At 47.6% G+C, this 25,966-nt stretch carries 28 protein-coding genes; 10 read left to right on the plus strand and 18 right to left on the minus strand.

What is annotated here, in order from left to right:
* Positions 1-125 precede the first annotated feature (125 nt).
* The 3 genes from RJ47_RS04795 to RJ47_RS04805 all read left to right on the plus strand — a co-directional run bounded on the left by RJ47_RS04795 (position 126) and on the right by RJ47_RS04805 (position 2,968).
* Positions 126-1,397, plus strand: a complete 1,272-nt coding sequence (locus tag RJ47_RS04795; RefSeq protein ID WP_039481988.1) for an amino acid deaminase — start codon at positions 126-128, stop codon at positions 1,395-1,397.
* Between the two features lie 95 nt (positions 1,398-1,492).
* A complete protein-coding gene (locus RJ47_RS04800; protein ID WP_005469232.1) occupies positions 1,493-2,356 on the plus strand; it encodes a MurR/RpiR family transcriptional regulator in 864 nt (287 codons plus the stop codon).
* Positions 2,357-2,473: 117 nt separating this feature from the next.
* Entirely contained in the window at positions 2,474-2,968 is a 495-nt protein-coding gene (locus RJ47_RS04805; RefSeq protein ID WP_039481990.1) for a peptidylprolyl isomerase, read from the plus strand.
* A 134-nt stretch (positions 2,969-3,102) separates the two neighbouring features.
* Here RJ47_RS04805 and RJ47_RS04810 read toward each other — a convergent pair whose 3' ends face one another.
* Positions 3,103-4,110: a porin gene (locus tag RJ47_RS04810; RefSeq protein WP_039481993.1), complete on the minus strand. Its 1,008-nt coding sequence runs from the start codon at positions 4,108-4,110 to the stop codon at positions 3,103-3,105.
* A gap of 1,120 nt (positions 4,111-5,230) precedes the next feature.
* On the opposite strand from RJ47_RS04810, the gene RJ47_RS21630 reads away from it, so the two are divergent.
* From RJ47_RS21630 to RJ47_RS04825, 3 genes are read left to right on the plus strand one after another with little or no spacing between them, the layout of a single operon-like run.
* Positions 5,231-5,440 (plus strand): pilus assembly FimT family protein, encoded by a 210-nt coding sequence (locus tag RJ47_RS21630; RefSeq protein WP_419831522.1) that lies wholly within the window; start codon positions 5,231-5,233, stop codon positions 5,438-5,440.
* 11 nt (positions 5,441-5,451) lie between these two features.
* Positions 5,452-5,880: a hypothetical protein gene (locus tag RJ47_RS04820; RefSeq protein WP_052237915.1), complete on the plus strand. Its 429-nt coding sequence runs from the start codon at positions 5,452-5,454 to the stop codon at positions 5,878-5,880.
* A 40-nt stretch (positions 5,881-5,920) separates the two neighbouring features.
* A complete protein-coding gene (locus RJ47_RS04825) occupies positions 5,921-6,115 on the plus strand; it encodes a hypothetical protein (protein ID WP_039481996.1) in 195 nt (64 codons plus the stop codon).
* 14 nt (positions 6,116-6,129) lie between these two features.
* Here the strand turns inward: RJ47_RS04825 and RJ47_RS04830 are convergent, their stop codons facing one another.
* The 7 genes from RJ47_RS04830 to RJ47_RS04860 all read right to left on the minus strand — a co-directional run bounded on the left by RJ47_RS04830 (position 6,130) and on the right by RJ47_RS04860 (position 12,395).
* On the minus strand, positions 6,130-6,972 hold the full coding sequence (locus tag RJ47_RS04830) for a DMT family transporter (protein ID WP_039481998.1): 843 nt from the start codon (positions 6,970-6,972) through the stop codon (positions 6,130-6,132).
* A gap of 147 nt (positions 6,973-7,119) precedes the next feature.
* Positions 7,120-8,883 (minus strand): lysophospholipid acyltransferase family protein, encoded by a 1,764-nt coding sequence (locus tag RJ47_RS04835; RefSeq protein ID WP_039482003.1) that lies wholly within the window; start codon positions 8,881-8,883, stop codon positions 7,120-7,122.
* A gap of 42 nt (positions 8,884-8,925) precedes the next feature.
* Positions 8,926-9,363: a YHS domain-containing (seleno)protein gene (locus tag RJ47_RS04840; protein ID WP_039482006.1), complete on the minus strand. Its 438-nt coding sequence runs from the start codon at positions 9,361-9,363 to the stop codon at positions 8,926-8,928.
* On the minus strand, positions 9,360-10,106 hold the full coding sequence (locus RJ47_RS04845; RefSeq protein WP_039482008.1) for an NRDE family protein: 747 nt from the start codon (positions 10,104-10,106) through the stop codon (positions 9,360-9,362). The genes RJ47_RS04840 and RJ47_RS04845 overlap by 4 nt, the downstream gene beginning before the upstream one ends.
* A gap of 3 nt (positions 10,107-10,109) precedes the next feature.
* Entirely contained in the window at positions 10,110-10,658 is a 549-nt protein-coding gene (locus RJ47_RS04850; protein ID WP_038135559.1) for a hypothetical protein, read from the minus strand.
* A gap of 20 nt (positions 10,659-10,678) precedes the next feature.
* Positions 10,679-11,809, minus strand: a complete 1,131-nt coding sequence (locus RJ47_RS04855; protein ID WP_039482010.1) for a D-alanine--D-alanine ligase — start codon at positions 11,807-11,809, stop codon at positions 10,679-10,681.
* Entirely contained in the window at positions 11,793-12,395 is a 603-nt protein-coding gene (locus RJ47_RS04860; protein ID WP_005469223.1) for a DedA family protein, read from the minus strand. The genes RJ47_RS04855 and RJ47_RS04860 overlap by 17 nt, the downstream gene beginning before the upstream one ends.
* A gap of 259 nt (positions 12,396-12,654) precedes the next feature.
* On the opposite strand from RJ47_RS04860, the gene RJ47_RS04865 reads away from it, so the two are divergent.
* The 4 genes from RJ47_RS04865 (at position 12,655) to RJ47_RS04880 (ending at position 15,247) form a co-directional block, all read left to right on the plus strand.
* A complete protein-coding gene (locus RJ47_RS04865; protein ID WP_039482012.1) occupies positions 12,655-13,812 on the plus strand; it encodes a winged helix-turn-helix domain-containing protein in 1,158 nt (385 codons plus the stop codon).
* A 100-nt stretch (positions 13,813-13,912) separates the two neighbouring features.
* Positions 13,913-14,527 (plus strand): PolC-type DNA polymerase III, encoded by a 615-nt coding sequence (locus tag RJ47_RS04870; protein WP_039482016.1) that lies wholly within the window; start codon positions 13,913-13,915, stop codon positions 14,525-14,527.
* A gap of 1 nt (position 14,528) precedes the next feature.
* Complete coding sequence (locus RJ47_RS04875) at positions 14,529-14,975, plus strand: GNAT family N-acetyltransferase (RefSeq protein ID WP_039482018.1); 447 nt, start codon at positions 14,529-14,531, stop codon at positions 14,973-14,975.
* Positions 14,972-15,247, plus strand: coding sequence for a nitrogenase-stabilizing/protective protein NifW (locus tag RJ47_RS04880; protein ID WP_039482020.1), 276 nt, complete (start codon positions 14,972-14,974; stop codon positions 15,245-15,247). Before RJ47_RS04875 ends, RJ47_RS04880 begins: the two co-directional genes overlap by 4 nt.
* Before the next feature lie 67 nt (positions 15,248-15,314).
* Here RJ47_RS04880 and RJ47_RS04885 read toward each other — a convergent pair whose 3' ends face one another.
* The 10 genes from RJ47_RS04885 to RJ47_RS04930 form a co-directional block, all read right to left on the minus strand.
* Positions 15,315-16,991, minus strand: coding sequence for a DUF342 domain-containing protein (locus tag RJ47_RS04885; RefSeq protein WP_005469220.1), 1,677 nt, complete (start codon positions 16,989-16,991; stop codon positions 15,315-15,317).
* Between the two features lie 128 nt (positions 16,992-17,119).
* On the minus strand, positions 17,120-18,811 hold the full coding sequence (locus RJ47_RS04890; RefSeq protein ID WP_039482023.1) for an ATP-binding SpoIIE family protein phosphatase: 1,692 nt from the start codon (positions 18,809-18,811) through the stop codon (positions 17,120-17,122).
* Positions 18,812-18,826: 15 nt separating this feature from the next.
* A complete protein-coding gene (locus RJ47_RS04895) occupies positions 18,827-19,126 on the minus strand; it encodes an STAS domain-containing protein (RefSeq protein ID WP_038135572.1) in 300 nt (99 codons plus the stop codon).
* 38 nt (positions 19,127-19,164) lie between these two features.
* On the minus strand, positions 19,165-20,325 hold the full coding sequence (locus tag RJ47_RS04900) for a methyl-accepting chemotaxis protein (protein ID WP_039482026.1): 1,161 nt from the start codon (positions 20,323-20,325) through the stop codon (positions 19,165-19,167).
* 23 nt (positions 20,326-20,348) lie between these two features.
* On the minus strand, positions 20,349-21,398 hold the full coding sequence (locus tag RJ47_RS04905; protein WP_039482029.1) for a protein-glutamate methylesterase/protein-glutamine glutaminase: 1,050 nt from the start codon (positions 21,396-21,398) through the stop codon (positions 20,349-20,351).
* The gene (locus RJ47_RS04910; RefSeq protein WP_038135580.1) at positions 21,398-22,045 is read right to left on the minus strand and encodes a chemotaxis protein CheD; all 648 of its coding nucleotides are present in this window, start codon (positions 22,043-22,045) and stop codon (positions 21,398-21,400) included. The genes RJ47_RS04905 and RJ47_RS04910 overlap by 1 nt, the downstream gene beginning before the upstream one ends.
* 9 nt (positions 22,046-22,054) lie before the next feature.
* The gene (locus RJ47_RS04915; RefSeq protein WP_039482032.1) at positions 22,055-22,912 is read right to left on the minus strand and encodes a CheR family methyltransferase; all 858 of its coding nucleotides are present in this window, start codon (positions 22,910-22,912) and stop codon (positions 22,055-22,057) included.
* Positions 22,897-24,909: a methyl-accepting chemotaxis protein gene (locus tag RJ47_RS04920; protein WP_039482035.1), complete on the minus strand. Its 2,013-nt coding sequence runs from the start codon at positions 24,907-24,909 to the stop codon at positions 22,897-22,899. Before RJ47_RS04920 ends, RJ47_RS04915 begins: the two co-directional genes overlap by 16 nt.
* A gap of 61 nt (positions 24,910-24,970) precedes the next feature.
* The gene (locus RJ47_RS04925) at positions 24,971-25,441 is read right to left on the minus strand and encodes a chemotaxis protein CheW (RefSeq protein WP_039482038.1); all 471 of its coding nucleotides are present in this window, start codon (positions 25,439-25,441) and stop codon (positions 24,971-24,973) included.
* On the minus strand, positions 25,438-25,938 hold the full coding sequence (locus RJ47_RS04930; RefSeq protein ID WP_039482122.1) for a chemotaxis protein CheW: 501 nt from the start codon (positions 25,936-25,938) through the stop codon (positions 25,438-25,440). Before RJ47_RS04930 ends, RJ47_RS04925 begins: the two co-directional genes overlap by 4 nt.
* Positions 25,939-25,966: the final 28 nt, after the last annotated feature.

The raw sequence follows: 25,966 nt of genomic DNA on the forward strand, positions 1-25,966 counted from the left end.
TTAAATCAGTGATAAAACACACAAAAGCGCCCACAATGTTTGATAGTTTCTAACATTACAATTAATATAAAAACCAACAAATAATATAAATCAACAACTTAAAACGTGTTAGAAGTGAGCTTGCGATGAAAGACTTTAACCCAAACTGTGATATTAACTACCAAATCGAGCCCATCACACCACCGAGCTGTGGCGAAAAAAGCCAACCTTATTCAACCTCAAGCCAAGAAAAGTTCAGCTTAATCAATGAAGAAGTGAGCCTGCCAGCGGCGGTCATTCAGCACTCAAAACTAAATAACAACCTAGATTGGATGCAGCGCTTTGCCCTGCAGCACAAGGTTAAACTTTGCCCGCACGGGAAAACCACCATGACGCCAGACTTTTTCCGCCAGCAGCTAGAGCATGGCGCTTGGGGGATCACCGTTGCGACGCCCGCTCAAGCAGAAATTGCCGCATTAGCAGGGGCGAAACATATCATCATCGCCAATCAGGTGGTGGGTAAAGCCAATATGGCGATCATGGCAAACTTAATTGAACGCCAAGATGTCGAGCTGTATGTGTGTGTTGATTCAGCCCTTAATATCCAAGCCTTAGGTCACTTCTTTGCCAAGCGCCAAGTACACCTGAACCTACTCATAGAGTTTGGGGTCGAGGGCGGTCGCTGTGGTTGTCGAACCGAATCGCAAGTGATGGAGCTGGCTCAGTTGATCCAACAATATTCACCACTTTGTCTGCGCGGAATTGAGGTGTATGAGGGGGTGATTCATGGTGACAACGCCGAGCAACTAGTGCGTGACTTCCTGACTCGCAGCCTGTCGTTAGCTCGCACATTGAAACAAGAACAACTCATCTACGCTCAACCAATCGTTACAGGCGCAGGATCAGCATGGTATGACGTGGTCTCGGAGTGCTTGGCCAACTTAGACGATGTAGACGCGATCATTCGCCCTGGTTGCTACGCCATTCATGACACTGGTATCTATCTGGAAGCACAAAACAAGGTGATGGCGCGCGCTGAGAAAAACCAAGGCGCAGCCTGCGATCTCGGGGGCGACTTGCAATCGTCACTCGAAGTATGGGCGCACATCATTTCTAGACCGGAGCCAAACCGATTGGTAGCAGGATTAGGCAAACGAGACGTCGCGTTTGACGCGGGTCTGCCGATCCCAGAACGCGCTTACCGCCATGGTCAACAGATTGAAGTAGGCAGCGCCACCACTACCGCGGTCATGGATCAGCACGCTTTTATTGAAATCGATCCTAGCTCAGATCTGAATGTCGGTGACATCGTCGCTTTTTCAACCTCTCACCCATGTTTAACCCTTGATAAGTGGCGCTCGATAGCAATTTGTGACGATGATTACCATGTCACCCATTGGGTAGAGACTCGTTTCTAGACATGGATTTTTAAGTATACTGAATGGCAAATTTTGGAGGCTCAAGTGTCTGGTATGGCGCGTCGCCTCCAACAAAAAAATAGTAGGACAACACCTTGAGTTTAGAAGTCGATATTATCTCGCGCATTACCGAGCGATTCAGTGCCCTGCGTGACGCTGAAAAGAAAGTCGCCAAACTGATCATGGACGATATTGAAAGTGCGGCCAACGCAAGCATTACTGAGTTGGCAGAAAGTGCCGAAGTAAGTGAAGCGACGATTACGCGCTTTGCGAAAGCCGTTGGTTGCAAGAACGTTCGTGATATGAAGATTAAGCTGGCTCAAACGCTCACTGTCGGTCAACGCTTTATTCTTGAGCCGCCCGATCAAACTGGTTATCAGGGCATTTACGAATCCATTAAGCAGTCGTTAGACATCAACCGTAACCTTATCAACGAACAAGACATTGATACCGCCGTCGAGTGGCTACATGGCGCCAGACAAGTCATTTCAATTGGTATGGGTGGCGGCTCGACCATTGCCTCTCAAGAGATGCAGCACCGTCTTTTTCGCTTAGGTTACGCGGTTGTCGCCTACAACGATGGGCTTATGTCGCGCATGATTGCCTCTACCGCCGACAGCAATGACGTGATTGTGATGCTCTCTGCAACAGGCTATACCCCAGCGATTGTCGAAACCGCTGAACTTGCTAAAGAGTACGGAGTAAAAGTGATTGCGATTACCCCGAAATCGACGCCGCTAGATAGTATCGCGGATTTAACGCTACCTATCGAGCACCAAGAGACAGACTTTATCTATAAACCGTCTGCATCGCGTTATGCCATGCTGGCGCTCGTCGATGTGCTTTCCATGGCACTGGCAGTCAACCATAAACGCCGCTCACGCGATAAACTGCGCCGCTTGAAGCTGGCCCTTGACTCCTACCGCGGCGGGTTAGACCGACAACCACTAGGAGACTAACTCACTTAAGGCTTAGCTCAAATAACACAGGCTAAGCCTTTACTGCAAACGCGCTGCAATTCCACCACACTGACTGCTATACTCTGGCCAAATCAAACCTATCGAGTATTCATCACTATGATTATCTTATCGACCACCTATGGCGACATCGAAATCGAACTTAACATGGAAAAAGCGCCAGTGAGCTCAAAGAACTTTCTCCGCTACTGCCAAGAAGGTTTCTACGAAGGGACCATTTTCCACCGAGTTATCGATGGCTTTATGATCCAAGGTGGCGGCCACACAGAAGATATGACAGAGAAAGAGACACACGCACCGATTGCGAACGAAGCAAACCGAGGGCTAAAAAACCTAACAGGTACTATTGCCTTCGCTCGAACCGATGCACCGCACTCAGCAACGGCTCAATTCTTTATCAACCTTGATGACAACAATTTCTTAGATCATACCGCTAAAACCAATAACGGTTGGGGTTACGCCGTCTTTGGTAAAGTGACCGCAGGTATGGAGGTGGTGAACAACATTGGTAAAGCGATGACTGGCTCTAAAAAAGGCCATGATGACGTGCCATTAGACACCATTAAAATTGAGAAAGTATTCATCAAAGACTAACAATCAAAAAAGCCCCAATGCGAGGCATTGGGGCTATAAACTTAATCCATTAATTGCAATTTAGATGGCTAAGTTTTATCGGGCGAAGAAAAGGAGAACACGCCCGATGATTCTAAATCCTTGGCAGTGGATGATTAGAATTTAACTTCTAGGCCGACAACGTAGCCTAGTTTTAGTTTTGCGCCTTCAGCTTTAAGTGCTTTTTCTAGCTTGTCTGAGTTTAGGTAACCCACTTCAGAGTACGCTTTTACGTTATCTGTAAACTTGTATGTTACGTTCGCGTAGTAGTTGTTTAGCTTAACTTTTTGACCGTCTGCTTTAACGTGACCTTGATCTGCACCCAACGCGAAAGTCGTTTTCTCAATCGTGTACGCTGCAGTTAGTTTAGCAACATCTAGGCTAGCTTTAGTTGAACCGATTTTTAGGTCAGAATCTGCGTAAGAGGCACCAACAGTAAGTGCATCCAACTTGTAAGATGCGTCTAGTTGGTAAGCTTTCTGAGAACCTTTACCGTCTTTATCTTTAGCAGAGACATTTTGGTAGTAAGCCGCAACTGTTAGGTCAGCAAATGTTGCACCCGCACCAAGATCGTATGCAGAGTTCTTTTGTTTAACTGATGCGTCATTTTCTTGAGCGTAAGAAACACCTACCCAGTAGCCATCTTTTTCGAACTTGTACTTCAGTACTTCGTCTGCAGATGTCACGCCAAATACAGATTGCTTATCACCGTTTGAATCGTAAAGACCTAGACCAAACTCGATGTCGTTAGAGATACCAGAACCATCAACGATGGTTGCTTGACGACCCGCAGTCAAAGTACCGAAAGACGCCGATTGTAGACCAACAAACAACAGGTCGTTTTCTACTGCGTTGCTCTCGTATTTCCAACCTGTAGATGCGATACCTTTAAGGTCATCGTTAATTGGCGCAGTGATGTCGATTTGTAGGTCACCGTCATCTAGACGACCTTTTACATCTTCGTTGTACGCTTTATCGTTTTTTACGTTAAAACGGCTTTGGAAAGCTTGTACTTCAACCGCACCAGAAACGTCCACAGAAACGTTTTCAGATGTGTGAACATTAATTGCTGCTGATGCTGTACCGCTAGCTAGAATAGCGATTGCTAATAGAGTCTTTTTCATAATATATAATCCACTGCTTTGATTCTTAAAATTAGTTATTCGTTTGATAACTGAAATTAGGTTAGCAAAATAAAAAACATAATCAGCAAATGCTTACATATCTTAACTTTGCATTTATTTTAATCAAAGCCCTGACAAATCATTACAAATCTTGTTTTAGAAAAGAGAAACCCTGCATTTATTACAATAACTTACAATCATCAACTTCAAGAACATTCATATATCACCTAAGAAAATAATTCTTTCAATTATAAAGTCATAAAAATGTATTTATTCTTGCACACCGACAACATGGTCGCTTAACGATATCTTTTATCCCCATCAATAGAGTTAAAATTTACAGTATGAAAACGCTATTACTCTATGGGATACGTTCTGATTTAAAATAGATAGGGGAAATAAGGGACTAACGTAAGCAATCGTAAGTTTAAACAGAGAGCTGTTTGCCTATAAAACCACCAAAGGATGACTTACTCATAAAGCAGAAAACTCGCTGAAAGTCTGATGTAGTCAGAGATCACATTTATTAAATCCATGCTTTTCTCTTAATCCACCCCAAAAAAACCATCGAAGCCCAGGCGCTCTGGCTTTGTAAGTAATGTAAGCCCCTCTAGATTCTCCAAAAACATGGGTTAAAATCCATTCGCCATTTAAATGACGGTTTACCATGAATAGTAGAAAAATTGACGCCAGAAAGAGACTTGAGAAAGCGGTGATTGAAAAGGGTTGGAGTATGCCCTCCATCTCTAGGTTCATTGGTTACGATGTAAAGATAACGCTAATATGCAATAACGGACACTCTGTAAAAATCTCACCGAGGAAGTTTTACAGTTCGTCAGATAAAAACAAGTGCCTGATGTGTAAATCAAAAAAGAACAAGGTTGTTCAAAGAAAAGATTTAAAAGTGAAAACCTTGCATGATCTATTGAGTCCACGAGGATTTGAAATTCTCTGCTCAATGTATAAATAGCAAAGTATTTAATTTTATCGCCATGTTATTTAGGAGTGAACACTATGAATATTACTCTAAGAGTGACCGCAGCCTTTTTCGCAATCTTTATTTATACCCACCCTGTTGATAATGCAACATTAACAAGCAACTCAAATGTTAGGGTTAGCGATGAAAGGATATTCTCTCACTGAGTTTGCCGTCGTTATTATTATTTTATCCGTTATCACGGTAATTGGTCTGCCAAAGTTTTATTCGCTTAATAGTCAGTCGACAATTAGTGCATTAAGCAAAATAAAAGCGAACACCTATAACTCCGTTGCGGATAAATATACCAAACCTACCTTGCGTGAAGATAATTTATCCTCAGTATTTCACTAATTAGGCTTAATATGAAAAAACAACTGTTAGTAACCGTGTTCATCAGTTCCAGTGTGTTCACAGCAAGCTCGCTCGCAGACAGTGGCTACCTTGGTGTCGATTCTTTTCTTGATGGTTCTCAAGGCTCTATCCAATACGGCTTCGACTTTACCGCAGACAAAACGCTCAGATTTGGTTATGAATTAGCCTACACACAACACACAGAAGACGTCCGATCATTTGGTCTCAATATGAAGCCCACTTTCCCGATTGGTACCACCTACTTAACACCAATCCTTGGCTACCATAAGTTTAATGATGGTTTAGGTGCACACCTCGTTTACGGTTTTGAAATTGGCCAAAACTTAGGTCTATTCGATGTTCGAGCGGGATACAAACAAGCCAACACCGAATTCGCTGGCAATGGCAATGTTTACCTTGGTGCCGCGCTGAGGTTCTAATGACCGACGAAGAGATGAACTACATGGAGAGCAATAACTCATGAACAAATTCCTACTAAGCACCTTGGTCGTTTCTCTTTTGTTGCTCGGCTGTACTTCCGGAAAGCGCAGCGAGCCAAGAGATACCCCAGACCCAGACACGACCAGCGCAACTGACGACGTGGGCGGTGTTATTGGCTGTGGAGTATTGATTGTCGTTGACTCAGAGCACAAATGCTCTCCACCAAAGCCATAATAGGCTGATTGCATTTATCGCCCCTTAGCCACAAATATCACCCCAATTCCCCCCAATACCAGCAGTGATGACACCACGGCGGTTAGGGTGATTGGCTCCCCTAACCCAATACTGCCGGCGGCGAACGCAATCACAGGGACCGCCAGTTGAGCCACAGAGGCTTGCAGAACGGAAATGTGCTTCATCACCTGATACCAAAGTACATAACCAAACCCCGAAGCAAAAATACCGGATAGCAATGCCCAAACCATGCCCTGAAGCGTAATACTATCGATACTCATCAACCATGGACTTACTGCTAACGCCAATACGCTCGCTAGTACAAAACCGTGAGTAATCGCGACAGAAGCCACACCACTTTTTCTGCCAAGTAAGGTAAATACCGCCCAAAACACCCCAGAAATCATCATCAATACAGCAGAGCCTAGACTTGGCGTTTGCGCTGATGGCAGCATCAAAATCACAAAGCCCGATATCGCAATCGCAATACCAAACCACTCTGCCGATTTAAGGCGGTTACCTGACCAAACATGGAATGCGACGAGAGTGAGCTGAACCATACCAAACAATATCAGCGCCCCTGTTCCGGTGCTGAGTTGGGTATAAGCGAATGAAAAACTCACCGCATAGCCAAACAACGCCATTCCCGACCACCAGCTCAAACGGCTTTTAAAAAAAGAAGATTCCAGCTGACGTCGAAACAATAAAATGATCGACAGAGTGAGCGCCCCTGACACAAGTCGAATCAAGGTAAACGAGCCAGGGTCAATCGAGCCTTCCGCTAAAGCAAAACGGCAAAAAAACGAGTTGGCAGCAAATGCAATAAGTGTAATGGGTAGAGTCAGTGAGGTCGGCATAACAATCCTTGTAATCTAATCGAAGAGTATCGCAAGCCCGACCAATACGACTAGCTCGAAACCTTCTGACTGATTCGAAATCAATCTATGTAAAAGCGCCGTGAAGCCGCTGAAATCAACGGCTTTATTAGGCGTTAAGTGAAATAGTTAGAGGTGAGAGTCTAAATAGCGCTGCGCTTCTTCACGACCCATGTATTTACCCAGCGTTCGCGCAGACACAGAGGTGAGATCCACGACGATCAACCCATCTAGCGCGAAGTTAAACGCAGGATCAACGTTAAAACAGACCAACTTTCCATTCATACCTAGGTATTGTCTTAGCAAAACAGGCAATCCCATCCCTTGTTCTAGGCGACTAAGCACTTTGGACAGCAGCGGTAACTTGGCCAAGGAACTGAGCATGTCGGGGCGCCAAAACTCTTGACCGCTTTTCTCCAGTGGCGTGGTGGGTGACACCAGCTTGGCTTTTTCATCATCGTAATAATGCACCGTCATCACCGACGCAATCAGCTGCCGAGCCACTGGGCTGTAGTCGTTACTGATGCTAACTGGGCCAAATAGATGGGTGTACTTCGGGTTGCGCTGTACAAAGCCGGCGATTCCCTTCCAGAGCAACAGCAGCGAATGCATATTGCGCTGATAACGTTTCGCCACAACCGAGCGACCAAGCTCAATAGACTGGCCCAAGGTGTCAATAAAGGCCTCATCATACTTAAATAAACTTGTGGAATAGAGCGCGTCGATTCCCCCCTGCGCCATAAGCTCATCGACCAGCCCTAAACGATAGGCACCAACCAAATCACGATGGGTGTTATGCCAGACAAACAGCTGATGATAATGAGCATCGAAACGGTCAAGATCGCAACTTAAACCGCTACCCTCTCCCACTTCACGAAAGCTCTCCTCACGGACGCGACCAATTTCTCGCATCATGTTTGGCATCACCTCACTGGGCGCGCAGTAAACCGAAAACTCGCCTTGTTCGAGCAGTTTAAAATCGGTCATACGCTCCAACTCTTGTTCAAGCAACTCGGGCGCAATGGGGGTGATGATCGACGCTTCGGAACTATTCGAATGGGCGCCGTTCAACGGCTGTTGTGCAACTTGCTGGCGCTTTTGGCTACCCATCAAATATGTATTGAGGCGAAAGTACTGCGTGATGTCATCATCACTGTCGAAGTCTTTCACTTCATTGTACGGGATCGGATTTCCCACCGATACAGAGATGGTTTGACCGGATTTGTTTAGGAGCTCACGACCCAATAACGCTGTCCTAAGCAGTGGATGAATCCTTCCCGCTTGGTAAAACAGTGGGCTGTTCATACCGTTAATAAAAATCGGAACCGTCGTGGCTTCGGCATGTTTCACAAACTTCGCCACCGACTGACTCCACGCTTTGTCTGTGATTTTGTTTTCGCTCGCTTGCCAAGCGGAAACTTCGCCTGCAGGGAAGAGAATCAACACTCCACCTTGCTTTAAATGTTGATTGGCTTCTTTGATGGCAAGACGATTGGTCCGCCTTGCCTGCTCTCCACCAAAGACATTCACCCCAATAAACAGATCGTCGAGCTCAGGGATGCGTTTAAGTAGCTCATTGGCGAGCACTTTCACATCTTTGCGCACCCGAGAAATCAACGAAGCGAGGATCACCCCTTCAATGCCACCAAAAGGGTGATTGGCAACAATTAATACCGAGCCTTCAATGGGCACACTCTCTAAGCTCCCATGATCGACTTGATACTGAGTGCCAATTCGCGCGAGCGTCTCTTGCATGAACTCAAAGCTGTCTTCAGGCAGAGATTCTTGTCGATATAAACGGTCAAGGGTAGATAAACCGGTTGCCCATTCAACTATCGACTCTCCGATACCAAAAGGGGTTTTACGTGGTAATCGAAACGGACTGGTGATCATCATAAGCTCCTTAACCATTCCTCAGAAATAGATGCAACACCGCTACTTAATCAGCGCTGGCCAATTCTTATCAGCCGCCAAAATATGACGTGCGCGGTCATCATCCCACCAGCTCTTCACTTCTGCGTTGTAGTTGAGGTAAAGCTTGCCGTCGACAATCGCCCACTCTTTTGGATCGGCGGCAGCAAAATCATTTTTCTCTGAGATCGCCCAAGCGCAATAACCGCCATATTGGGGAGCATAAGCGTTGGGATCCGCTTTAAACTTGTCGAGGTGCTCTTGTGAAGAAAAATACCAATCGGCGCCTTTGAATTCGGTTTGCCATTGGCTATTCCCTTTCACAGGTTTGCCTTGCGTGAAATACGCCACCGTATCGTAGCCATCAAGCGCTTTATTGCTAAAAAAGCCGGTGTAGATTTCATCAGCAGCGACAGTCGAGAAACTGACCAACATCGTCAGTAGGGCAAATAGTTTTTTCATTTGAAAACTCCTTGTTGAATAGCATCATGGTTGCGGCACTGCAAAGAAGACTGAAAATCAATCTTGTGGTCATCGTCAAACGATCGATAAATCATGGTCTGTTGATTAGGCGAAACAACGACAGACGTAAAGCTCACCGTTCGTGCATCATCTCGCTTCATCAAAGGGGATAAGTGAGGCGCGGCATCATCATGCGAGTGATGGAACTGAAAGCCTAACTTATCGCGCTCAATACTGCCTGTCAGGGCATCAAACAGCGTCACTCTAAACTCTCTTGCCTGTTCAAAATGCATCGCCGCAGAGACAATCGGTGCCGTTGCATGACTGCGCACCAGTGTCGAACCATTCCAAGTCCAGACAACGCTCTCGTTTGCGCTGCGACGCGTGTCAAAAGGCACCAAAGTAAAGGGGGCAAAACACGACAGATCCATCTCTAGCAATCGACGCTCTACCATTTGGCTAGAGCCACTGCTTGCGAGTCGCTTAATGATCATGCCTCGACTTACCAACTCCCCTTTTGGGGTGCCACCTTGGTAGAAGTTCAGTAAACAGATGGTCACACCATGCTCGTTGGTCGCAATCCAACTGCCGCCGCCGACTGGATCGATTGGCATAACGCAGTTCACGCCATCAATGATGAGGTTTTGCGGCTCAATCGCGGGCAACCTCGCGCGTTGCTCATCACGATTGAAGTAAACCTCATAATGAGTATTCCCATGGTAGACCCAAGATAATGTACACATAGGCTATTGCGCTCTTTGATACGTCGCCGTGGCAGGGGCAACCCCAAAACGGCAATCAGAGGTCACACCGCGAATCGAGGCGACCACTTTAGCCATCGCGAAGTGGTGCGTTGCATGTAGCGCAGCAAACGTAAGCTCACGCACCAAGGTAGAAGAGACTTCCTCCACTTGCGTTTGTGATAGCAGCACCTCGGTCTCAACGGCAACGCCTTGATGAAGCTCTCCAGTCGGTAGCTCAAACAGCCACTCGATCAGTTCGCTGATCTCTTGTTTGGCGACGTTGATGTCTCGTTCTACCTGATGGCCGCGCCGGCGAACGTTGTAGTCAATCCGTCGAGGTTCAAGGCGAATGGCATGAAACAGATCAAGCCAATGACGAAAGTGCTCGCCAATGGAGCTGCTTACATGTGGCTGAGCAAGGTAGACGTAGTCGTCGGCACTCAGAGTTTCGAGAAACTCGTAACCTTGGTTCAATGTTTCAATGCAACCGACCACCGCTTGCGAAGCGTGAGTTTGGTTAAGCGATAGCGTGTCAACTTGGGTGTTTTTCATTATTGCGCTTCCTAAACAAATTAATCCGTCATGGGGTATTGCTGAGTCAGTAGTTTTTCCTCTCGCCATGCGCTAAGAAGCGCACCCAATGACGGAGAGCCAATACCTTGTTTCTTGTGTTTTGAGCCAATCTGGTACAGCAATCGATACTGCTTGAGCAAGGTGGCAAAAATGTGGCTCAGCGGCGTGTCGCTGTCCCAAATATGCGCCGCTTCACTGCTCGCGCCGTTAATTTCAAGGATATCGAAATGCTCCCCTTGCATGAGCGCATGGATATCTCGGAACTTAATGTCCAAGCGACCGTAGTGAAACCCGTCAAAATCACCGAGTACGAGATCGAGTTTGCGCTCTAACTGCTCGGTGATAAATCGGTTACCGTCGCGAAAGATCGCCCCCCGTGAATGACTGCCTGCAAATGCCAATTGAAACTCGTCCTTATTTTCAATCACTTGCTCTAATTGGTGAGAATGACGAGGGAGATAAAGGTGCTGAAGTTTTCCAGCGCGAGGGCACTGCTCAATTAACTGTTTGAGTGTCGACTTACCATCTCCGACCACATAAGGTGAATACTTCAGCGTGATGGAGATAATTTTTCCGCGGGTTTCTCCCGGCTGCCTGACATAAAACACGCCCGCTTCCGCTTGATGAGAAGACTTTTGTTGCAATAGAAAACGCCCATCTTGAGGGAAGGTTTCAATGTAATCGTGCAGCTGCTTATCATTGCGAATCAGCTTTACCCCAACGCCACGACAGCCCAAATCCGGCTTTGCCACCAAGGGATAACCAAGCCCTAAGCCTGCGAGTTGATGCTTTGCCTCTTCGACCAATTTGGCACAAGGCAATGGGGTTTTGGTTAACGTAACAAACGGCAGAATCCAGCGCTTGGTTTGCTCTCCAGCAGAGGCGAAGATGTCATGCTTGGACTCACCCACCATGCCGCTTAGCTTAATCGCGGGATTAGCAATCAGCGGCAGCGCCCAATCACGATGTGCTAAACTCAGCGCCGCACTTTGAATGACGACAGGCGTATAAAAAAACCAGGTCGGTAAAAACTCGAATGGCGAAATGACCCGCTTAGGTTGATGCAAAACCGGCATTCCGGCATTGACTCGTCCTGAAGGAATCACCTCTATGTTAGCGTGCTGTGTCATACGCATCCCTTAAGAAGGTTCTAGTAATCAGTTTATTGATGAGCAACATCAGGCACAGCCCTGCGGGAATCAGCAGCCATGCTCCTTGGCTCTCTTGCAACCAAGCGGCATTCCCCAACTGGAAAAAAGAGCCAAACACCAGCAATGTCCACAGCCCTGTCGCCGTGATCACCGCAAGCAAAAACGTCACTTTCGGCACATCTAAAAATCCACTTAGGGTAAAGCCCACAGTTCTAAGCCCCGGAACAAAGCGAACGATAAACAGCGTCTTGAATGCTTGCTGATGCAAAGTTCGACGCAGTTTTCTCGCCCTGTGATAGCGCAGTAGACGATAGCGAAACCACGCCACTTTTTTCGCCAGCTTACCCAACAGGTACAAGCCCATATCGCCAGAGCTGATACCGACAAAGATTGCTGCTAGGGCCAAACTTGGCGGCATAATATGCTCAACCGACAGGGTCGCAGCGGTGATGATCGCCAAGTCTTCTAACAGGTACGACAGCAAAACAACGCCAACAAAAAGCATCGATAATGAGAGATTGTCCTGAAACAACCACGCTTCCATCGTCGTCGCAAAATCGATCATGCTTTCGTCCCTATTTCAGCTACTCAGTGCCCATATCTGAGCAGCAATACCCATTGTGCGACTGCGGATAATTTGCTCATCGCAGAAATAGAGAGCGGATCTTCTCTGCAAAAATTTCAATAAAAGATAATTTTCTTATTAGTGAGGTGAATTATTGTGAGGGAAATATACAGCAGCCGCTTGCTGGCCCAATAACAGCATGCAACCATACAGAGCCAAAAATATAGACGCATACACGTGCAAGGAATGCTCAACTTCAATGCAATCACTCACCCTAGCGCAAGCGCAAAAACTGGCATTGCTGTCCCAAGGACTACCGACAGCAGGCGTAAAAGGCAGCAGCTACGCCAAAACTCTAAACACCTTTGAACAACTGGGTTATATCCAGATCGATACCATTTCTGTTGTCCAGCGAGCCCACCACCACACCTTATGGAGTCGAAACCCCGGCTATCAACCCAAACACCTTGATCAACTGGTCGCCGATCGCCAAGTCTTCGAGTATTGGTCTCATGCCGCTGCGTATTTGCCGATGAGCAATTACCGCTACAGTTTGCCGCGAAAAGTCGCGATCAAGTCTGGTCAGCAGCGCCACTGGTACTGTAAAGATCGAGATCTCATGAAGAATGTGTTGGCAAGAATTGAAGCAGAAGGGCCATTAATGGCAAAAGACTTCGAGTCTAAAGTACATAAAACCGATGGATGGCACACCAAGCCAACCAAGCAAGCGTTAGAAAACCTCTACATGCAAGGTGACTTAATGATTGCCAAGCGGCGCGGCTTTCATAAAGTCTACGATCTCACGCAGCGAGTCTTACCCCACAATATCGACACCTCTATACCAACCCCGCAAGAACATGGTCGATTTTTGGTACTCAGTTACTTAAAAGCGCACGGTTTTGGCACGATTCAAGAGATGGTGTATCAACTCAAGGATGTAAAAACGAGCGTGACCCAAGCCATTGGAGAGTTGGTGGAAATGGGCGAGATTGAACCCATCACGGTTAATCATCAGCCTTACTACGCCTGTGTGAAATCGTTGAATTTGCTTGGCAAACGCTTGAATCGAAAGCAGGCACGAATCCTGTCACCGTTCGATAATTTGCTCATCCAACGTAAACGCGCCAGTGCCATTTTCAACTTTGATTACCTGATTGAGTGCTATGTGCCAGAAGCCAAGCGCCAATTTGGTTATTTCTCTCTACCGATTTTGTGGGATGGCAAACTCGTTGCGAGGGCAGACTGCAAAGTGGATAAGAAAAGCGCCACGCTCAACGTTTTGCATCTGAGCCTTGAGCCTGGATTAACCAATACTGATGACTTTATGCCTGCGCTGGAAAAAGAGTTACAGGCATTTGCGCGGTTCAATCAATGTGAGCAGTTCCATATTGTCAAACAGTCGATAAACGTGGGTTAATCACTCGCGTTTCCTTGGCTGGACGGGCGGAATAACTCCTTTACCCTCTGGCACTGCAAACCTATAATTCACAGCCAAATCACTAGGCTTAGGAAGAAGTATGTCTCTTGCGAACTCTGTCGTTGTTCTCGACTTTGAAACCACGGGTTTGTCACCCAACATGGGCGACCGCGCGATAGAAATCGGCGCCGTGAAGTTGGTCAATGGTGAAGTCGTTGACACCTTCCAACAGTTGATGAATCCTGGCTTTCGCGTTAGCTCCTTCATTGAAGGATACACAGGCATTACCAATATCATGCTACGCGATGCGCCAACCTGCGATGAAGTGATGGCTCAATTTGCGCAATTCATCGCAGGTCAAAACCTCGTTGCCCACAACGCCTCGTTTGACAAACGTTTCCTTGATGATGAATTGGAACGCGTGAACGCCGCTTACTCGGGGGAGTTTGCTTGCTCTTTGCTGGTATCTCGTCGCCTTAACCAAGATGCCCCAAGCCACAAGTTAGGCGATCTTGTCCGTTTTAAGCAAATAGACAATGACGGTGTATTTCACCGAGCGTTGGCGGATGCCGAAATGACGGCGAAACTGTGGATGCTGATGGTCAATGATTTACAGTCTCGCGGTATTTCAGAGCCCAGTTTTGCTTTGATGCAAAAGATAGGCAAAACCAGCAAAAGTGCCATTGATAAACTGCTTAGCTCACAAGGCGCTTAATATGTCGCTCGACTACACTACCCGCCCTGCGAATGCGCAAGATTATGAGTTCTTATTCGAGCTCAAAAAAGCCGCAGAATATGATGCGATCAAAGCCGTGTTTGGCTGGGATGAACAGATTCAAAGAGCGCTCCACCAGAAAGAGTGGCATCAAGCTAAACCGACGATCATCGAGCGAGAAGGTCGACCTGTCGGCAGTTATCTCCTTGAACACCACAGCGATCATCTCTATTTTGGACGCTTTTTTCTGTTACCAGAGTGGCATGGCAAAGGCATTGGCAGCCAAGTCCTGAATCAAGTGATCACCCAAGCGGATCAGTTACACCTGCCAATCAAGCTCTGTTACCTGCAAGGCAATCGCGTCGGTAGCTTGTATCAGCGCTTAGGCTTTAAGCGCGTTTCACACAATGAACAATTCGTCTTTATGCAAAGAGATGTCGGTGTATGAGCCAAGTCGACATCCAGCAGAAAATTGCCAGTTTCGCCTCGATTGAACAAGCGCTCGACTACTTTGACATCGGCTTCGATAGCCGTTTTATCGACAAACATCGCGTGGAGCTGGTCAAACGCTTTAACGGCTATCTAATCTTAGAAAAACCTGACGATTGGTTCTCTGCCCGGCGCGCTTTAAAAAACGCCTACTGCAAAATTCAGCGCAGCCAACTCGACAAGCATACACGGTCTGCGTGTCGCGGCTGCACAACCTGTCAGCGTCGTTAGCCCAAATAAAAAATCACCCTACCTCAACGAATCAAGATAGGGTGACAGGTGTGATGATTGACTGCGCTTAAACCTCTTCGAATGCCTCTTCATCCAGCATTGAACGACATTTAATCTCATACTGGTTGAAAGAGAAAATGCTCGGACCATGAGAGCGCTTGGTGATGATCTTCTCTTCCCCGAACTGAACCGTCACATGAGAGAACACCTTGCTTTTCACCTCAATAACATTCTCTTCCAAAGCCACTTCGAGCTCCTGCTCATTGTTGTCTCGCGCGTGTTTGACTTTTTCTAAGTGAGCGTTCGCTTCTTGCTTAAAGGTTTCTAGTTCTTGTTCTTGCTCTGGCGTACGTTGTGATTTGGGGATCTTTTTAAACTCTAACTCTTTTCGAATGACACTCATGGTGCCTTCTTGCGCTTGAGTATATTGCTCTTTCAGCTTTGCTTGGCGATCTTTAAACATCTGGAAGCGAGCAAATGCCTCAACATAAGTGGCGGTATCTCCCTCAACACCAAGCTCGACACAAACAACTTTGCCACCAATTTTGGCGTGACCGCCACTCAATGTGCCATGTTTTTCAGAAGCATCGACCACAACCAAATCTTTACCACAACGCACTTCACTGTTCATACAGTGGACGTTGAGGTGAATGTCTTCGCCCGCTTGAAGTTCACAGAACTGAGCATAATTGGCGCTGATCGTGCCACCAGATTTCACAATACAGCTGCGCTTTTCACCTTCAGAAACATTGTGACCAATGATACCTTTCGCTACTTGAATATCGCCTTGAACTTGCACATCGGCCGATTCAATAAAACCGCCGACAGTTAAGGTGCCGGTTGCCCGCACCACCATGTCGGACTCAATGTCGCCCAGAACAACGACGTTGCCTTTGAACTTGACATGGCCCGTCGCCACACCAATGGTCGGTAAACAGAGGGCGTCTTCAACCTCAACACCTTTCTCTTTGATCATCGGCATACCTGAAACGGTAGCAATCAATACGTTGGGGTTTTGCGGCGAGATTGCAGAACCTTTGCCCTCTTTAAGAACACTGTCATTGCCGGGTTTAGGAGGAATCACTTTGCCTTGCACGGTAAGACCTGGCTCCCCTTTGGTTGCAGGAATGCGTTTCATCAAAGGATCATTTTCAGATACCGTAATCGTCTCGCCCAAATTGAGCATATCGACTTTGCCATCTTGCTGATCTTCTTTGGGTGCTAAGACTTGTTTGGTGGGATCTTTAACCAGAGGGATGAATTTGGCGTCTTGGCCTTGTACCGGATTTTTGCCTTTGGCGACCGGCTGTGTGTAGGTTTCGCCAGGTTTGAGTTGATGGCTCATGATGAGCACTTTTTTAAGCGCCAGTTTATTGATGCCCTTAGTTACATGGGCTTGTGCGAGCGCGTGGACAATTTGTGGTCCTTTAAGAGGCTCACCTTTGTACGCTCCGGTGACCACCATGCTCGCCAGCATATCGTGTTCTGAAAGCACAACCTCGACCGTGGCATCCCTTACTTCGGCGATGGTCACCCCTGAGTAGGCTTCCCCCGCGCTCTCTTTGGCTAGATTGATAAAGCGGGTAACCGATTCATCAATCACAAAAAACTCACTCGCTCCTATCGCAGCTAATGCTTCCTCTAACCCTCGCGTATCAAAATTTCCATCCACCGAAATGCTAGGCGACAAGGTCGCGACAACAGCTCGGTGATCTTCTGACAAGGCAACAAATTTATCCCACATGTACAATCAGCCCGTTTTACGTCCTCACTTGAGTGTATGCAATTTGCTCGCCTAGCTGTATCACAAGTGTGACAAATTAGAGCGTAGGTCACTTTAATAAATTTTTTACACTGTAAATCTGAACTCCGCTACGTGGGAAAATGATGCTCCTCTTTCAACGAGTAGACGGCCGTCACACAGCGCCCGCTACAGGAATAGTCTAGTGAAGAACAAAGCGCTTTGGCCAACATGATACCGCGACCATAACTGCGCGGCGGTCCATCACCTTGTTGCGGCGGTTTGTATTCGAACCCCTCGCCATTGTGTTCGAGCACCATCATCAACTGAGCTTCATTTGGCTCATAAGTGAGACTCAGCTTCAGCCAAGCATCATCATCAAGAGTTTTTAAACGTTCTTCACGCATCTGGTAAAACAAGAAGAAGCCATCCGGCTGCTCTTTGATCGACGAATCTAATTTGAGTAAACCATGTTCAATCGCATTGGCAAACAGCTCAGAGAGCACCGAGCAAACCAAATCGAGATGTGCTCCCATGTATAAGATACCGCTTAGATACTGCCTGACTTCGGTCATCACGTTCACACTTCTCAACACTGGAGCAGGGAAATCAAGCGTAGAGTGTATCGGTACTTTGTTGATATTGATCTGCTCACTTTTTAAGTCTGGCTCTTTGGTACTGGAGATGGGGAACTTCATTGATAATATCGACAAGTCATCATCGACTTTTTTGTGGGCAAATCGGCGCACAGAATCATATAAAACAGGAATCACAGGGCGTGGGCTAGCAAGCGCTTTTTCTAGGCGCTCAAGACCAAATTGCTCTCCTTCTCGGTTGCACGCTTCAATCACCCCATCGGTATAGCAAATGATCTGCTGGTCTGGCTCAAGCTTCATATGGACAAGATCGGTTTCAAACTCCCTTGGCTTGAGCACGCCAAGCGGCATGTGCCTTGAAACCAGTCGGCGATCGATTGAACCATCTGGGTTAATCACATAACCATCCGGCAACCCGCCTCCCCACCAAGAGACTTCAAACCCGTTGGCCCGAATTTCAAAGACACTGGCGGCGAGCATCATGCCCATCGGCAAAAAGCGCACTAGGGCGTCATTAATTTCGCTGACAATTTCTCCGAGCGACAATCCTTTCGCCGCCATAGAGAAGAACGCGCGAGTCGCAGGAATAGCAGAAATAGCCGCAGGCAGCCCATGGCCTGTAGCGTCTGCAATCATTACGTAGACCCCACCATGAGGTCGGTGGGCGACAACAATCAAGTCGCCATTAAACACCGTTGAAGGCGTGGAAATGTAGTTAATCCCATAAATATTGTTGACCTGAGAGCTCATCTCTTCCATCAGATTGGAGAAAATACTTTCTGCAATGGCGTAGTCGTAGCGAACCTGCTCATGGAAATGACGCAGCTCATCACGCTGCTCTGTGACCTCATTATGCATTCGGACAATGCGATAGTGCGCCTGTACTTTTGCCAACAAAACACTGCGTTCGACAGGTTTAAGAATAAAATCATCCCCATAATGCAGGCAATTTTCGAACGACGCGTGATCATCAAGCACGGTAAGAAAGATAATCGGAATGTGAATGTTCGGGAATGCGTTGCGAATCTCTTTCGCCGTGGTGAATCCATCTTTTATCGGCATCATCACGTCAAGGAGGATAACATCCGGCAAGGTGTCCATCTGTTCCATTGCATTCACGACACCTTGTCCGTTTTCAAACAGAGTCGTCTTTTCTGCGATATGACCGAGCATAAACCGACACAGCTCGCGGTTTGTTGCATGGTCATCAACAATCATGACATGCATAGCTTCTCCTTGAGTCTACTCAATTGAGAACTTCTTATCGAAGCGAGAAATGATCAAAATTTTACGCACTTGAGGCAAGGTGTTGGTGATGCGGATCATGCCGTCATCTTGCTCCAAATAACTGTGCATATTGAGCAGCATTCCAAGCCCAGCACTATCGATGTAATCCACTTTACGTAAGTCGATGGTAAAACGGTGATCTCGCCGGTCGGTGTAGCAGCGACGAAAATCTTGCACTAAGTTAAAGCCAAACGCCCCTTCGATTAAGATGGTGACGTGCCTTGAGCCTGAGTCTACCTGAGCTTCTACTGACATATAGGGTTCCTCCATTGGAGTACAAAGCAAAAACAGCGTTAGAAGAGCTCGACCTCTCCCTCTTCGATACTAGACTGAGAGGCCGCGGGGCCATCTCGATGTTGCACTTGCGAATACAGCTCTTGCGTGGCTTGGATAAACTGCTCCGCGTCGATGCGTTGCTGATTCCACTCATCACACAGTTGAGAAAACGCCAGCAAGTAGTCGACGGTCTGTTTGGCATAATCCCCTTGCTGGACAACAATATCAGCGAACTGCAATGCTCGTACGCCGTTATCCACCTGAACATGTAACCGCTCACCGCTGTCACTGATTTTTTGTATTTCATGCTCGATTGAGACGTTGACCCGCTGTACGCCTCTGAGCATTTCGTCCACTTTGTCTTTTGACTCTATCGCTTCGGTCATATCAATCGAGGCCATTTCTCCCACAGTTTGGTTCGCCTCTTTGACCGTGAGCTGAGCAATATTGATCTCTTGTTCAATCTGGTTGTTGAGCTCTTCCGCTTTGTGGGACAAGTTACGCACTTCCTGAGCCACAACGGCAAACCCTCGCCCAGCATCTCCAGCGCGCGCAGCCTCAATTGCAGCATTAAGCGCCAGCAGGTTGGTTTGCTCTGACAAGCCGCGAACTTGCTCTAATAGCTTAAACACCGCATCGAGCTTCTCGGACATATCGTGAATGCTGTGCACTGCGGAAATACTCTTTTCAGAAACTTGCACCAGCGTATCGACAAAGTTTCGGATGATGGCTTCGGTTTTGGGCAGAACCTGACTGATGTCGTTATCGCTCCCCGACTGGCCCAATAAATTCTCTACCAGCTCAGCGGTGATTTGGTTTTGCTCTTGCGCCAGTTTTTGCAGTTCAAAGTAACTTTCGTTAAGTGTTTCAACGGATTCATCAATCACCCCTTTTTGATGATTGAGAGGCTCGTGAAGCTGGGAGGCAAGCAATGAAAGTAAGGGGGCCATGTCAGCCGTTTTCTGCTTGCAAGTCTCAGTGCTTACAGGTGGCTTGACATCCAGTTCCACAGGGACCGTTCCTCGTGGAAACACAAACCACGGAATCGCGGCGACGGCGATCATGGCCGAGACAACCAGCAAGGTGGAGGCTTGTGTCACAGCAAACGTCAGCAATAGTACTTGCGTCGTCACGGCAAGGAAGTATCGAGGCTTAATCGATAATAGTGGTGTTTTCATAACGCTCTCCTTGCTTGACCTGTCTAATGGTTATCACTCGATAAGTAGTGGCAAATTTGCTCAGACACTTTACCCAGTGGCACCACCGATTCCGCAGCCTCGAGTTCAACCGCTACTCGAGGCATTCCCCACACCACAGAAGTGGCTTGGTCTTGAGCGATGGTTCGCGCGCCTACGTTTCTCATACCGAGCATGCCTCTTGCGCCATCTTGCCCCATGCCCGTTAATATCACCCCAATTGACTGTTTGCCTACGGTCTCTGCAACCGTGTCAAACATCACATCCACCGAGGGTTTATGACGATTCACCGCAGGGCGATCATCCAGCTGGCAGTAAAGGTGTGTGCCTCTTCGTACGACAACCAAGTGTTTGTCACCCGGAGCAACATAAGCACAGCCATTGACCAGTGGAGCGCGATTAGCCGCGAGCTCCTTAACGTTAAGGGCGCAGCTCTCATCCAGTCGCTGGGCGAAGGAGCCAGAAAACATCGCACTGATGTGCTGAGTAATGATGACAGGAGGCAGCCCCGCGGGCAGTGATGACAGCACCTGCTTGACCGCTTCTGTTCCTCCTGTTGAGGCACCGATAGCAATCAACTCAATGCTTGTGCGGCTTGGCGCAGAAACTTTAGCCACCTGTGTGCCATGCTCAAGGTGGGTTTCCTGAGCAACGTTTGCTCCAGCGGCGACCTTAATTTTCTCGTTGATTTCGCGCTTGTAGTTGACCATTTCTGCCGTGCTATCAACCGAGGGTTTGGGAAAATAGTCGACCGCTCCATATTCCAATGCCGCTAAGGTGGCCTGTGCGCCATGCTGGGTTAAGGTCGAAATCATCACCACAGGCATAGGACGCAAGCGCATGAGATTTTTCAGAAACTGGACACCATTCATTTTCGGCATTTCAATATCTAAGGTCAGTACATCTGGGTTGTGACGTTTGATCATCTCTCGCGCTTCATAAGGATCGGCAGCCAAGGCGATCACCTCAAGATCGGGATCGGCGTTGATCAACTCTGCCAGTAGTGCGCGAAATACGGGCGAGTCATCAACCACTAGTACTTTGATCTTTTTCATTAAAATAACTCCACGTCATCGTCATGCTTGCGATGACTCTCTCTATCCAACTGATGGGCGTATTTTTCTTCTTGATGTTGTAACCGGTGGACTTCAGTAAATGGGATGCGTTTTAGCCACGCCTTACCACTAATAGGGTCGAACATTACTTTTCTTGGCTCTAGCCCGCCAAGATCTTGTGCGATAACCTTGAGTTGCTCTTGCTCCACATATTTGAGAATAAAGGCGACGTTTTTCGCCCCGATCATCGAATGTCTGCCGAGCATCTGAGCGCCACCAAACAGCTTAAACTGTAAATTGTCTCGCTCTGCCCCTCGTTCAATTAATGCGTTCAGCAACATCTCCATGGCGTGAATACCATAACGAGAGGCGGTAGAAACCAATGACTCCGGCTGCCAACTTTTGATCTGACTATAGTTGTCAAACGGCAGTAGGAAATGGTTCATTCCTCCGACGTTGGCCGTCTCGTCCCAAACACACGCAGCGATACATGAACCAAGCCCCGTTGCGATTAACTCATCAGAGCGCTGGGTACAATAGACACCACCGGGCGTCACCTTAACGATGTGCTTCTCTCTCTGTGGATGGTAGAAGCGATTAAAATGCGCGGTGGGCGCTTGGGTTTTCTCCTGTCGTATGCCTATCATCCTTGTCCCTTATTTCTTTACGTAAATGGTGTGGCCAAGATGATGGAAGCCGTCAAAATCGGCAGGCATACTTTCTGAGTGACCAATAAACAGCACGCCGTTGGGGCTTAACTGTTGATGAAACCGTGTAATCAGCTCTTGTTGTGTTTTCTTATCGAAGTAGATCATCACATTTCGGCAAGAAATCACGTCAAATCGCTGCTCAAACGACCAATTTTCCAGCAAGTTCAGCCTTTGAAATTGAATCATTTTTTGCAGCCCTAGACGCACTTTAATTTTGCCACTATGGCGACCAATCCCTTTTACAAAACAGGGCTTGAGGTACTTAATCGGAATCGCTTTTAACGCCTCTTCATCGTAAATACCTTGCTCGGCAACCTCGAGGACACGGGTATCCAGATCCGTTGCCGTTATCTCTATTGAGTCAAACTGCTCTAGCGCATTGGCCGTGTGGAGTGACGCAATGAAACTGTAAGGCTCTTCACCGGTTGAACACCCCGCAGACCAGATTCGAATGTTCCGCTTACCTTGCTGTGCCCACTCTGAAAGCAGTACTTTCTCCATAAAATCAAAATGGTGGTATTCACGGAAAAACTGGGTTTTATTCGTGGTTAAGCAGTTGATGAAACAGATGCGCTCTTCACTGTTTTGCTCTATCAGAGTTCTGTACTCGGCAAAACGCTTTAGCCGCAATCGTCGCAGCTGGCGGCTAATACGACCGTAGACCAAGGTTCTCTTTCTGTCTGAGAAGTAAATGCCCGCATGTTTGTGCATAAACCACTGAATGAACTTAAAGTCTTGATCAGTAAGCTCAAATTCTGGCTTGTCGGGCATCCTTGACTCAGTTTGAACTAGAACTCTTCCCATTCATCTCCGTCCTCTTCTAGCTTTAAGCGTGAGTTAGCGACCTTTGGCGTTCTTATTTCCCTGACGTTGCCTTTGTGCCCAGACTCTTTAGTCCGGCTTTCAAATGTGGTCACGTTGCTGTCTGTGGCAAAAAAGTTCATCAAATTGAGGAGTTGCTTACCTTCATCTTTAAGCGATTGGCTTGCCGCAGATGTCTGTTCGACAAGGGAGGCATTTTGTTGCGTCATTTCATCCATGGTCGCCACCGCACGGTTGATCTCATCAATGCCGGTTGATTGCTCTAGGCTTGATGAGGCGATTTGCGCGATCAACTCGCTCACCTTCGCAACCGCATCAACGATCTCACTGAGCGTTTCACCTGACTCATCCACTAATCGGGAGCCTTCATCCACTTTCTCGACGCTGTCTTTGATCAGCCCCTTAATTTCTTTAGCCGCAGCGGCACTGCGTTGGGCGAGGTTACGAACTTCCCCCGCGACAACGGCAAAGCCGCGCCCCTGCTCGCCTGCTCTGGCGGCTTCCACCGCCGCGTTCAGCGCTAGAAGGTTGGTTTGGAAGGCGATTTCATCAATCACGCCAATAATGTCGGCGATTTTCTTGCTCGCAGAATTTATTTCCGCCATGGCAGAGACCACCTGACCGACCACTTCACCACCTTTGCTGGCTTTTTTACTGGCGTCATCGGCGAGGTCATTGGCACCTTTGGCGTTGTCAGCATTGAGCCTTACTGTGGCTGTCATCTGCTCCATGCTCGCCGCGGTCTCTTCCAAGTTAGACGCTTGCGCTTCGACGCGCTGACTGAGATCGTTGTTCCCCTCCGCAATCTCGGTGGAGGCGGTCGCAACACGGGCTGATGAATGGGTAATTTTCTCGACCATGTTACGTAAGTTGATAATGGAGGTGTTTACCGCGTCAGACAGTCGTCCAAATTCACCTTTGTTGTCGTCAGACATGGTGCTATTGAGATCCCCATCCGCCACTTGGCTCATAACATCGATACATTGGCCAAGCGGCGCAACCATGGTGTCGAGCAAGTTATTGATTCCATCACCCAGCTCTTTCATAAAACCGCTGTACACGCTGGTATCAATACGCTCGCTTAGCTCGCCATCGATCGCTTTTTGGATCAGAGCTTCGACTTGTCGTTGCCCATCTTGCTGCTCTGTAATGTCGACCCATTGCAGCGCAGGACCAATGTAGTTTCCTTGCCCATCACGCATCGCGATACAGGTGAGATTAAATTCAAGTGAACCTACCGCAATGTTGGAAGAGAATGGCAAGCGATCAGGATTGGCAATAATGTTTCTCTGATGGCTAGGATTTTTATGAAAGACGTCAATATTTTTTCCGACAAGATTACTGGCATCAAACCCTGGCAACACACTTTGCAGATCCCGTTCTCGGCTGCTCAACAGCGCTTTTAGCGACGGGTTGAGGTAAGTAATGATGCCATCTTTATCCGCCATCATTAGGTTGGTGGTCATCCCTTCCACCGCAGAAACCAATCGACCAATCTCACGCTCTTTCGCCAGCTCTTCCGTCACATCTTTCCACTCGAGCGTATTCCCCACGTACTGGCCGTGCGCATCAATGATGGCACCGACATTGAGCTCGATTTGAACATCTTTCACTTTGATGTTGGTGGTGTATGGCAGGTTTGAAGGATTCGATAGCAGTTGTCGCTGGTGGCTAGGGTTAACGTGGAAAGCATCAATACAGTAACCGAGCAAAAACTCTTCGGTCGCTTGGAAGTTGGGCCACACCGAACGAAACAAAGCCTCATGCACTTTAAGCAACTCAATCGATTTTTTATTGATGTAGGTGATATTGAAATCCCGGTCTATCATCATCAACGCCGTTTGAGCAGCATTTAACGCACACAGCAACTGCTCTTTTGATATTCCTTGCTCCTCAACCTCAAAATCTTGAGTTAAGGTATCTTGTGTCGGCGCTTTAAACGCTGTATCTACCTCGGATTTCCTGTTCCAAAATGCCATGAGTTACCTCTCAATGATTGCTTTGACCAGTGTTACAACACGCTGATAAAACGGGTTGAAGTCATGCCCCACTGTGTACTTCATGATGGGGTTCAACGAGCTCTGCTGCATCAAACAGAGCGTCCAAATGTATTAAAATTAAGTGTCCAGAATCGACCGACGCGATCCCCCTGACGTAACTGTGGTCAACCTCAGGGGCGACGTGCGGTGCCAGTTTGATCTGCTCATCCTTCAGCGGATACACTTCAGAGACACCATCGACAATAATGCCAAGTGGGTGGTGTTGTGCGTCATTCAGCACGATCACCACCGTTGTCGGACCTAATGTTGCCGCTTGCAAACCAAACCGTAGCCTCAAGTCGACTATCGGCACGTACTCGCCGCGAATTTCTAAAACGCCCTTCATATAGGAAGGGGAGTTGGGAATCTCTCGGACAGGGCTCCAACCGCGTACTTCTCGAACATCTAAGATAGGGACACCGTATTCATCGCCATCGAGGACAAAGCTCAAAAACTCTTGCGTCAAACTCATGCGTTCTCCCTTAAGATTCGCCCAATACTCAGCAACTCATTGGTATCAAGCAGCGACATCACCTGTTCATCTACGTTGAGTAAACCTTGTAAGTAAGGGGTGACTAACGAATCTCCAACCGCCGGATACAGCGCATTGTTTCCTTGGCTTATCACATCGCTCACGGCATCAACCACCAATCCCATCAAACGTTGTTCCTGTCCGTTTGCGCTGCGCAATACAATCACGACGGTGGTCGGCAAGTAATCTGCTTGTCCAAGGTTAAATCGAAGTCTCAGGTCTACGACTGGGACAATCATTCCGCGCAAGTTGATCACCCCCAATACAAACTGAGGTGCACGCGGTATAGGGGTCGGCTTTTCCCACACTCGAATCTCTTCCACATCGTTGATGTTCACGCCATAGAGTTCCGCCGCAAGTTGAAAACTGAGAAAGTCCGCACTTTCACTGACCTCTTCGTTTACTTCGCTGAGCCAAGTTTCAGCGTGAGCTGTCATGGACTGTTTCGACGCTTGAGAAAGCTCG

It is taken from the genome of Vibrio sinaloensis (genome assembly GCF_000808535.1).
Taxonomy (GTDB): Bacteria; Pseudomonadota; Gammaproteobacteria; order Enterobacterales; family Vibrionaceae; genus Vibrio; species Vibrio sinaloensis_D.